The organism is Candidatus Magnetominusculus dajiuhuensis (genome assembly GCF_046044395.1).
Classification (GTDB): domain Bacteria; phylum Nitrospirota; class Thermodesulfovibrionia; order Thermodesulfovibrionales; family Magnetobacteriaceae; genus Magnetominusculus; species Magnetominusculus dajiuhuensis.
The window spans coordinates 1-10,769 of record NZ_JBJUSG010000037.1 but is presented as its reverse complement, the minus strand read 5'-3'; the positions used below and the strand labels follow the sequence as shown (position 1 = coordinate 10,769).

Below are 10,769 nucleotides of genomic sequence, written 5' to 3'. Positions count from 1 at the left end.
GACGAAGGGGGGGTAACCCCCCCTTCACCCCGTATTTTTGCAACGTTTTATCTATTGCGTTTGGGCTGCCGCCGTTGGCGGCTGAACTGAAGGCTAGGTTGATTTTTTTAGGGTGGATGGGTTAGTATAATTGTTCACAGACTATATTGCAGACTGTATTAGTCAGTGCTAACTTAATTATTAGGAGGTCAATTACATATGCCTGTTGAGAATCTTGAGTTTAAAACAGAGATAAACCAGCTCCTCAATCTTATGATTCACTCCTTGTATTCTCACAAGGAGATATTCCTCAGAGAACTGCTCTCAAACGCCTCTGACGCCATTGACAAGGCCAGGTACGAATCCCTCGTTAACAGCGAGGCCATTACGGATACGGGTGATTGGTCAATTAAAATCATTGCTGATAAAGACTCTAATACGCTTACCATCAGCGACAATGGTATCGGCATGACCAAAGAGGAAATCATCGCAGAACTTGGCACTATTGCCCACTCAGGGACGCTTGACTTTATGCGCGCCTTAAAAGAAAAGGGCGACATGAACCTCATCGGGCAGTTCGGCGTCGGTTTCTACTCGTCTTTCATGGTTGCCGACAAGGTTACTGTGATAACCAAAAGCGTAAAGGCGGCCACCGCTGTCAAATGGGAATCAGAGGCTAAGGGCACGTTTACTGTCGAAGACGCCGAAAGAGCGTCCCATGGCACAGACGTTATCCTGCATATCAAGGATGACGATAAAAAGTATCTTAATCACTGGGAAATCAGCACCGTCGTTAAAAAATACTCCGACTACATTGAATACCCGATAGTTATGGATGTCGAACGCGAAGAGGACAGCGCCCTTGATAAGGGTACAAAGGTGAAGCTGACAAAAGAAGAGACTCTGAACTCCCAAAAAGCCATATGGCTGAAAGATAAATCAGAGATAACCGACGAGCAGTATAACGAGTTCTACAAGCATGTCTCTCACGATTTTACCGACCCGCTGAGCGTTATACATTTTAAGGCCGAGGGCACTTCCGAGTTTACCGCCCTGATATATATACCGTCGCATGTGCCGATGGATATTTTTTATGAACAATTTAAGATAGGCCCGGTGCTCTATGTAAAGAGGGTTCAGATTATGGACCACTGCGAAGAGCTTGTGCCGAAATATCTGCGATTTATTAAGGGTGTTGTGGATTCCTCGGATTTGCCGTTAAACGTATCAAGAGAGATACTGCAAAATAACCCGCACGTCAGCGTCATTAATAAAAATATCACAAAAAAAGTTCTCGACACGCTGTCTGATATGAAGCAGAAGGACTTCGAAAAGTACAAGAAATTCTACGAGGAACTTGGCAAGGTACTCAAAGAGGGTGTCCACTTTGACTTCCAGAGGCGGGAGGCGATAGCCGATTTGTTGCTCTTCCGGTCCACTAAAACGGGCAAAGAGGCTTACACTACGCTGAAAGAATATGTTGAGACCATGAGAGAGGGCCAGGAGGAGATTTACTACATCACCGGCTCATCCTATGACGAGGTGTCACAATCGCCTCACCTGGAGAGCTTTAATGAACAGGGATATGAGGTACTCTTCATGCTTGATGAGGTGGATGACATCATCTTCGGTTATTTCGAGTACAAGGGCAAGCGCATGAAGTCCGTCATCAAGGGCAGCGTTGACCTTGATAAGAAAGACGATAAGAAGAAAGAGGAAGAGGGACATAAATATGAAAAGCTGCTCGCCCAGATAACGAGTCGCCTGAAGGACGACGTAAAAGAGGTGCGCCTGTCAGGAAGGCTTAAACAGTCGCCCTGCTGTCTCGTCTCAGACGAGGGCGCCATTGACCCCGCAATGGAACGGATGCTGCGCTCAATGGGCAAAGACGTCCCAAAAAATATGCGAACCCTTGAGATAAATCCCAGCCATCCACTGATAGAGGCCATGAGCACAGCAATAGAAATAGAAAAGGGCGAAGGCGCAGAGGCCTTGATTGACTTGCTCTATGAACAGGCCCTTGTGCTTGATGGCAATAAGCCAAAAGACCCGGCAGCGTTCGCTAAGAGGATAACAGAGCTGATGCTTGAGTCGCTGAGGCGTTAGGTTAATTTGAACTCAGGGGCGTTTGCTCAGGCTACAGCCTCATTCAGCGTCTGCGCCGTTGTGGTAACATACAACAGAAAGGTGCTGCTATGTGAGTGTCTGAGCGCCCTGATGAGACAGACAAGGAGCCTTGACGCCGTATGGTTGATAGACAATTCCTCCAGCGACGACACCCCCACAGAACTCCTGAATCAGGGATTTATTGATACACTGCCGCCCACCACCCTGAGCGCCCCGCATGAGATAATAAAAAGGCACGAGGAAAGCGGCACTGTGCTGCATTACATCAGAATGCACGCAAACACGGGAGGCACGGGGGGGTATTATGAGGGGATGCAGCGGGCATACGAAGGCGGATTCCACTGGATATGGACAATGGACGACGATGTGGAGCCTAAACTCCATGCCTTAGAGACACTCCTGTCTTATGCAAACCTCGGGGAATGTATCCAGGCGACGAGGGTATATCCCGATGGACAGGTGTTTGAGGACAATAAGTACATTGACCTTGCCACGGGAAGACAAAAGGTCTTAAAAGACGCCGTGTTTGCGAAGTATCAGACATTCTCCACCAAGAATTTTGTCTCCTTTGAGGGGCTTGTCATCAGCCGCAATATTATAAAAGAGATAGGTTATCCCGACAGGAGGTTTTACTGCTGGTGCGATGACTTCGCCTACGGCCTGATGGCCTCACTGTATACGAACATTATTATGGTCAAGGAGGGCCTGATAATAAAAAAGCTCAAGCCCGGCGGAAATAAAATAATACTTGGCAGAAAAAGCCTTCGCCTCAGGGACAAGGAGCTTTACTATATGATAAGAAACCAGTTTATTATATTTGAGTACCTGAAGCGGCTTGGAACTTTTTCCAGACTCGCCTATCTCTCTTTGGGCGCGACGGTCATAAGGATTGCCATAGGTACGATAGTGTATGAGAGAAGTCCGGGGAAACTATTACTGCTGCTTAAAGGATTTATGGATGGCCTGCTAAAAAGATATAACAAACCCGTAACGTAGTGACCCCACTTTGTTGCACAGTACCGCTGTTGAGAAACATTGAAAACTTATGGATCATGCTAAGCGAATAAAGAGGATAGCGTCGAATACGGTCTGGTTTTTTACCTCCCGGATGGCTGAGGTGGTAAACTCGCTGCTGTTGATAGCGCTTGTGGCGCGTTATCTGGGGGTAAAAGAGTTTGGCGTCTATTCGTTTTTAGTGGTTGTGTGCTGGGCTGTCCTGCCGCTTTTTTTTGTCCTCCAAAGGATATTGGTAAGGGATATTGCCGTTGACAAGGGGCGCGCCTCTGAAATCGTTGGAACCGGCCTGACATTAATCGGCCTGTCAGCACCGCCCATACTCATTTTTGCCATGCTGATTCTTTTGATTTTCAGGGTTGATTCTGTTTACTTTGTCGCCCTTGCCATCAATGTGGTTGTCATCACCTTTGCGGCGCTCAACAGTGTGTGCACCTCCGCGTTCATTGGCTTTGAGAAGGTCAGATATGAGACTTTGGTCTCGTTTGCGGTGTCATCTATGTCTGTGGTGTTTATGTTAGCGGCAATCCACTTTGACATGGGTATTAATGGCGCATTTACGGCCTTTATGTTGTCTAATATTATAGGGTTTTGTATATCGTTGGTTATCTTAGCGAAGTTAGGTGTGCGCCCTGTCATAAAGATAGATTTTGGCAGGATGCGTTATTTCTTAAAAGAGTGCGGCTATCTTGCCCTGAACATGATAATCATATCAATATACGCGTATATGGGGGTATTTTTTCTGAAGGAATTTGCAACAGACTACGATATAGGGATATTTCAGGCCCCGGCCCGACTGTTAAACAGGCTGAACATCATCCCCGCCTCCTTCAGCGTGGCGATGTATCCCGTACTTGCCGCCTTAACCTCGGTAACTTATCAGAAGGAACGGATAGACCACATGATAACGACGGCGTGCCGGCTTATACTGATTGCGACGATACCGATGTCACTTATAGGATTTGCTATGGCGGACGAGCTGATGTTGTTGTTATTTGGGGCGAAGTTTGCCTACAGTGCCGTGTTGTTCAGAATAATGATATTGGGCATTAATTTCAATTTTTTGATATACATGTTTGAGCCGCTACTCATAATACTGCATAAACAGAGGAGTATTTTCATATTAAACCTGATACTGATAATATTGTCCGCTGCGGTGTATTATCCGCTTACAAGATTCAGTGGCGCGTATGGGGCGAGCGTTGCATCCTTTGTGTCAACTGTCCTGTATTTAGGTATATATCTATATTTTATATCTTCGATAGTCGGCCTTATGCCGCTGCTTAAGGGGGCGTATTTACCCGTAGCAGGGGGGCTTTGCGCGTTTGGGCTTGTATATTTTCTGGCCGGATATTACCAGAAATTTATCGTGTTGGCGGCGGCACTTGCCGTATATGCTTTATTCGCTATGAAGGCGTTTAGCTTTGAGGAGATACTTTTTATGAAGGGCCTTCTAAAGAAAAAAGGGTAAACTTACGACTTCCTCCCTGACCACATTGCCTTCAGCACCACTATCAAAAACAAAAATCCACCAATAATAGACACCATGCCCCCAATGCCCATAAGCCCCATACTTGCGGCCTTCTTAAAGGTGTCCAGACCCTGTTCACTGCCCGTTACCTTGCGCGCAATGCCGTAACCACCCCCCCATGCCAGCCCGGTTATGTGAAGCAACTGCCCCGCGCCGTAGATATATGCCTGTAGCCTTGCAAGTTTTACAGCGGGTTCGTTAAATCCAAACAGTGGCAGGAAATAATACGTTAGTCCCATAAAGGCAAGCGTTACCCCTACGATTACCCCGTGGTAGTGGGCTGGTATCGTTACATTTATGCCGCTTATCATAAAACCTATCGCCCCGCCCGCCCCGAACAGTACTATAGAGCTTATCAGCGCCGCGCGCAGGTGGCCCTTATTATCCCCGATTTTTGATTTTAACAGTGCGGCCAGGATTAACAGGGCAAACCCGATAACCGGCGTGCCTATCCCCCACTCCATCAACCCGGTGAATTGATGGATGTACTGCCATGAGCCTGCCTGCTGCGTGAAAATTATTATTGGGGCATATAGCGATGCCACCAGTAGCGTCGAAAAAAGGATTATGGATGTCTTTGGCAGGAGGTTTAGCGCAAGTCCCGCCCCCCTTGCAAGCCATACCCACGCGGTGAGCATTATCGCCGTATCAAGCATCTGAAGTAAATGCCCCCCGCCCCAAAACAGCAGCTCAAAGTACCTCAGCGCGTTAGCGTCATCAGGGATTGACAGGTACGTCCAAAGAAGCGTACACACCGCAAGCAATCCAATGACTGCCCCCACGTAAAGGCCATATCTCTGCGCCCCTGCCCCTGTTGTTGCCGCACCCACAAGCGGTATGCACAGCAGTGAACGCAGTAATAAAAGGGTAAAGCCGGTGAAAAATATCACAATGCCATAGAGAAATATCTTATCATCCAGCACTGGTACATAATTGTTCATCAGCGGGTGCCACGCCCCAAGAAATGGCGACAGCGCAATAACGACTGTCCCAAAGGCAGATACGCACAAGGCGGCGTAGCCCATGCCCATAAAAGACTCCCTGCCGTTTAATGTCCATAACACCCCCGCAAACGCTATAAACCATATCGTGACAGACAAGTCCACATGTACGACGAGTGCAACCTTAAAAAAATTGATTAATGGAAACACGTCCTGAACCTTAGGCGTCCGCGATAACACCAGCAAAATAGCCAACAGCCCCGCTATAAGCAAAGAGGCAATGCCAAGAATCATCCACCCCGCGGCAAGCCTGCGGCGTTTTCCTTCCACGAATTCAAATACGTTCGATTGCTCATTCATTATGACTGGCTCACTCATTATTACTGTATGATAAGGGAAACGCACGGCAAAGTCAATGACACGATGGATTGCCCCAAGCTCCCACGGTAAATTTGTTCTCCATCATAAGCAAGCGGTAGTTGCTTAGTTTGCTGTCATCTTTGTCCCTTTCCGTATTGTCCCTTGCCGTATTGTTCCTTTCTGTATTGTCCCTTGCCGTCATTCCGGCTTGTCTGGAATCGTCCCTTAAATGGTTGTTCATGATGATTTTGCCTATTCTGAGGTATAAGAACAGATTCCGGACAAGCCGGAATGACAAAATGAGGCCGGAATGACGGACTAAGAAAAGGACAGTCCAGAAATCGTTGCAACTTCCAAAGGAAACTTGTTTTATCCGTCAGAACAAAATTACCGTGCCCAAAGCCCCCACATTAAAAAAATATAATCGGGAACTTATTCAATCTGCCGTTGTCTATATGAGTAATGCACTAAAATAAATAAAACAAACGGAGGTAAGCAACTATGAAAGGAAACAGGTGGTTAATGGCAGTGGTAATGTTAATGGCGGTATTGTTAACAACAGCGATGGCGGCGGCCACGCAGGGGGAGTCTGCCGATAAGACCCTCTCACCATACTTTTTCGTCAGGGGGCAGGACGACGGGATTGACAGGGTGGCGCTCAAGTCAACGGTGGTTGACGCAAAAATCGCGGGCGTAATCGCCGATGTCACAGTGGCTCAGGTATATAAAAACGAGGGCGCTAAACCCATTGAGGCGATTTACATATTCCCCGCCTCCACGCGCGCGGCCGTCTATGCCATGAAAATGACTATCGGAGACCGTGTCCTGCAGGCCGCGATAAAGCGGCGCGATGAGGCAAGAAAGGACTATGAAAAGGCCAAAGAGGAGGGCAAGAGCGCCTCTTTACTTGAGCAGCAACGTCCCAACGTGTTTCAAATGAATGTGGCCAATATCCTGCCCGGCGACGTCATAAAGATAGAGCTTAAATATACCGAGTTAATCGTGCCCACTGACGGGGTTTATGAGTTTGTATATCCCACGGTCGTCGGTCCCCGGTATTCAAACGCGTCAAAGGCCGACGCTCCGGCATCTGAACAGTGGGTGGAAAACCCATACCTGCACAAGGGCGAGGCGGCGGCGTCAACCCTTGATATAACGGTAAAACTCTCGTCCCCCTTGCCTATTAGTGAACTCACCACCCCATCGCACAAGACGAGGGTGACATATAACGGCACCGCGCTTGCCGATGTGCATCTCGGCAACGATGAAAGCCGCGGTGGGGTTGCGGATTTTATCCTGAAATACCGTCTTGCCGGAAAATCAATCAGTTCAGGGTTGATGCTCTATGACGACGGCGCTGATAAATATTTCCTCCTGATGGTAGAGCCTCAAAAGGAAGTGAAGATAAATCAAATCCCCCCCCGCCAGTACACGTTCATCGTTGATGTGTCCGGCTCCATGTTTGGCTTCCCTCTTGAGATTTCAAAAAAGCTCCTGAAAGATTTAATAGGCTCGCTAAGACCGACTGACACATTTAATGTGCTCCTGTTTTCTGGCAGCTCCTCTGTGATGGCGGAGAAGGCCGTACCGGCAACGCCGCAAAACATTCAACAGGCCTTAGCACTCATAGAGCGGCAAAAAGGCGGCGGTGGTACTGAGCTATTGTCGGCCCTCAGACATGCCCTTTCGATGTTGTCACACGATGAAAGGGTCTCAAACACCGTCGTAATCGCCACAGACGGCTATGTTACAGTTGAAAAAGAGGCATTTGATCTGATACGAAACAATCTTGGCAATACAAACGTCTTTACGTTTGGCATTGGCACAAGCGTAAACCGCTATCTGCTTGAGGGCATGGCAAGGGCTGGCAATGGTGAGCCTTTTGTGGTGTCGAAGGCAGACCAGGCACCCGTCATGGCAGACAAGTTCAGAAAGATGATTGACACGCCAGCTCTGACAAGGATAAGCGTAGATTTCGGGCGTATGGATACAAAGGATGTGGAGCCGGAGCATGTTGCCGACGTGCTGTCGAATCGGGCAATCGTCATATTTGGAAAGTACTCAGGGCAGCCGGAGGGTGTAATGACCATAAAAGGTACCGCCGGAGACGGCCCTGTCACGCAGAAAATAGATGTCGGCAAGGTTAAGCCGCTGAAGGCCAATAGCGCCATAAAATACCTGTGGGCAAGGGACCGCATAGCAAGGCTTGCTGATTACAACCGGCTCGGCCAGGACAGCGCCATTGTAAAAGAGGTTACAGATATTGGTCTTAAATACAGCCTCCTGACAGACTATACATCGTTTGTTGCCGTGGATACTGAGGTCAGGCTCAAAGACGGCAAGGCCGTAACAGTTACGCAGCCGCTTCCACTTCCAGAAGGGGTATCTGATTATGCGGTGGGTGCAAGCGCGGGAAGAGGCGAAAGGGCAAGATATTATAAAAATGCCGCGCCTGCCGCGCTGGCAGCACCAACCGGAGCGGCAAAGGCTCAGGTGAATGAACCAGCAACAGATGCCTTAAAACAACCGGAGCCGTCGTCTGTGGAGATTATTAAACTGGTAACCACCAGTGAAATTAACCGCGAACAGGTCAACACCGCCATAAAAACCGCCCTCTCCGCCCTCAACGCGGCGGCCCTGGCCAATAGGCTTAATGGGACAGCGGTAATAAAAATAACCACCGCCCCTGACGGCAAGGTCATCAGTACTGAAAGGATAAACGGCACTATAAGCGGCATTGAGAGCCTGCTTGAGGTGCTCAAACGGATAGTCTTTCCCCAGTCTCCAAAAGGGGCGGCAATAACTATTACCCTGTCAATCAACAGCGGTACGTAAATACGGCAACGTCAAAAACTTTAATTTCTTTACACCCCGCCGCTTGCGGCGGGGTGTTTTAATCCCGCAAATGCAGTGGTACGCTTGTGGAGACCACACCCTGCTTAAACAGTATTATACCCTTTATGAATATAGCAGTTTGGTTATGGAGGAGGTGATGCCACCATTTCAGGGGGACAAACTCTGGAAGTACGACGGTGATGACGCCCTTTTGGTAACTGTTTCTGACATCGTCTATGTAGTCCATCAGCGGTTCGATGATGGAGCGGAAAGGGGAATCAAGGATAACAAGCGGCACTCCCATACCAAATTTTGTCCATTGTGCCTTTAATTTCATCGTAGCGGCCGGGTCAAGACACACATACACCGCAGATACGTCGTCAGATATTGCCTTGCCATACTTAATGGCGTTTAGTACTGCCATCTGGAGGCCGGATATGGGGATAATCACAGAGTGGTGCGCATATTCAACTTCCGGTTCGGCGTTATCAATGGACAACTGTCTTGAGACCGATTGGTAGTGCCTGCTGATTTTCTTTGTGATTAACATTATGATTGGAATGGCTATGATAACCATCCATGCCCCGTGTATAAACTTTGTCCCGGCAATTACCACAGATACAACGGCGGTTGTCAGCGCTCCGGTGGCATTTATAATCAGGCTCTTGACCCATCCCTTGCCCTTATATTTCAGCCAGTGAACGACCATGCCCGACTGTGACAACGTAAAAGATAGAAATACGCCAACCGCGTAAAGCGGTATGAGGGCGTGTGTATCGCCGGAGAAGGCGACCATCAGCACGCCGGAAACTATGCTCAATATGATTACGCCGTTTGAGAATACGAGTTTATCGCCGCGGTTTGCCAACTGTCTTGGCAGGAAGCCGTCTTGCGCCATTATTGAGGAGAGCCGCGGGAAGTCCGCAAACGATGTATTGGCCGCAAGTATTAGTATAAGAAACGTGGTGCCCTGTATAAAGTAGTAAAAAAGTCCCTGGGAGAACACGGTCTTTGCCAGTTGAGACAGTATGGTTTCGCTCTCAGAGGGCATTATGCCGAAACGGTCTGTGAGCAGGGTTATTCCCATGAACATGACCCCAAGTATCAGGGCCATCCATGTCAGTGTGATACCGGCGTTCCTTGATTCGGGGGATTTAAATGCCTTAATCCCGTTAGAGACAGCCTCTATACCAGTCATTGCGGTACAACCCGACGCAAACGCCCTCATAACGACAAATATCATCATCAGGCCTGAATACGTCTGTACCTCTTTGGGGTGGGGGATGTGCGGCAGAGACGACATGCGAAACAACCCGACGCAGATAAGGACTATAATTGCGAGAATAAACATATATGTCGGAAGTGAAAATATCTTGCCCGATTCCTTAACGCCGCGCAGATTGATGACGGTGATGACTAAAAGCGAGGCGATACATAGTATAACCGTGTAGTCATGCAAAAACGGTATCGCTGAGGTTATAGCGGCAACCCCTGAGCTGATACTAACCGCTACCGTGAGGACATAATCAATAAGCAGCGAAGACCCGGCCGCAAGCCCCGCGTTTTCGCCAAGGTTGTCCTTAGCCACAATATATGCCCCGCCCCCGGAGGGATACTCATGAATGGTCTGAAAATACGAGATAGCCACTATCGCTATCAGGCTGGTTATGCCAATAGCGATTGGCATAGAAAAGCGGAACATGCCTGACCCCGCAAGTACCAGAACAATCAGGATTTCCTCTGTGGCGTATGCCACAGAAGACAGGGCGTCCGACGAAAACACGGCGAGGCCGGTTAGCTTTGATACGCGTTCGTGTTTTTCCTTGACAGACTCAATGGGGCTGCCGATGAGAAAAGTTTTAATTGACACAGCAACAGGGAAGATACCACAGATGCAAAAATAAAATCAAGCAGGCGGGACAAACGGCACGGTAAATTTGTTCTGACGGATAAAACAAGTTCTCATGGGAAGTTGCAATGAT

At 48.5% G+C, this 10,769-nt stretch carries 7 protein-coding genes; 4 read left to right on the top strand and 3 right to left on the bottom strand.

Annotated features, from left to right (window positions below; translation table 11 throughout):
* The first annotated feature begins 198 nt into the window (after positions 1 to 198).
* Genes htpG through AB7D94_RS06940 form a run of 3 tightly spaced genes read left to right on the top strand, consistent with a single transcriptional unit; the run spans position 199 to position 4,591 of the window.
* Positions 199 to 2,085, top strand: a complete 1,887-nt coding sequence (gene htpG, locus AB7D94_RS06950; RefSeq protein ID WP_420265020.1) for a molecular chaperone HtpG — start codon at positions 199 to 201, stop codon at positions 2,083 to 2,085.
* A gap of 6 nt (positions 2,086 to 2,091) precedes the next feature.
* Positions 2,092 to 3,102 carry a glycosyltransferase gene (locus AB7D94_RS06945; RefSeq protein ID WP_420265019.1) on the top strand — a complete coding sequence of 337 codons (1,011 nt, stop codon included), beginning with the start codon at positions 2,092 to 2,094 and terminating at the stop codon, positions 3,100 to 3,102.
* 49 nt (positions 3,103 to 3,151) lie between these two features.
* Positions 3,152 to 4,591, top strand: a complete 1,440-nt coding sequence (locus AB7D94_RS06940) for an oligosaccharide flippase family protein (protein ID WP_420265018.1) — start codon at positions 3,152 to 3,154, stop codon at positions 4,589 to 4,591.
* Between the two features lie 2 nt (positions 4,592 to 4,593).
* Here AB7D94_RS06940 and AB7D94_RS06935 read toward each other — a convergent pair whose 3' ends face one another.
* Positions 4,594 to 5,952: a cbb3-type cytochrome c oxidase subunit I gene (locus tag AB7D94_RS06935; protein ID WP_420265017.1), complete on the bottom strand. Its 1,359-nt coding sequence runs from the start codon at positions 5,950 to 5,952 to the stop codon at positions 4,594 to 4,596.
* 52 nt (positions 5,953 to 6,004) lie between these two features.
* Entirely contained in the window at positions 6,005 to 6,193 is a 189-nt protein-coding gene (locus AB7D94_RS06930; RefSeq protein ID WP_420265016.1) for a hypothetical protein, read from the bottom strand.
* Positions 6,194 to 6,453: 260 nt separating this feature from the next.
* Between AB7D94_RS06930 and AB7D94_RS06925 the strand changes: the two genes are divergently transcribed.
* Positions 6,454 to 8,787, top strand: a complete 2,334-nt coding sequence (locus AB7D94_RS06925) for a VIT and vWA domain-containing protein (protein ID WP_420265015.1) — start codon at positions 6,454 to 6,456, stop codon at positions 8,785 to 8,787.
* Positions 8,788 to 8,845: 58 nt separating this feature from the next.
* Here AB7D94_RS06925 and AB7D94_RS06920 read toward each other — a convergent pair whose 3' ends face one another.
* Positions 8,846 to 10,657, bottom strand: coding sequence for an APC family permease (locus AB7D94_RS06920; protein WP_420265014.1), 1,812 nt, complete (start codon positions 10,655 to 10,657; stop codon positions 8,846 to 8,848).
* Between the last annotated feature and the right edge of the window lie 112 nt (positions 10,658 to 10,769).

Coding starts and splice junctions, on each gene's coding strand:
- AB7D94_RS06925 (WP_420265015.1), top strand. CDS start 6,454: ATGAAAGGAAACAGGTGGTTAATGGCAGTGGTAATGTTAATGGCGGTA.
- AB7D94_RS06940 (WP_420265018.1), top strand. CDS start 3,152: ATGGATCATGCTAAGCGAATAAAGAGGATAGCGTCGAATACGGTCTGG.
- AB7D94_RS06935 (WP_420265017.1), bottom strand. CDS start 5,952: ATGAATGAGCAATCGAACGTATTTGAATTCGTGGAAGGAAAACGCCGC.
- AB7D94_RS06930 (WP_420265016.1), bottom strand. CDS start 6,193: ATGAACAACCATTTAAGGGACGATTCCAGACAAGCCGGAATGACGGCA.
- htpG (WP_420265020.1), top strand. CDS start 199: ATGCCTGTTGAGAATCTTGAGTTTAAAACAGAGATAAACCAGCTCCTC.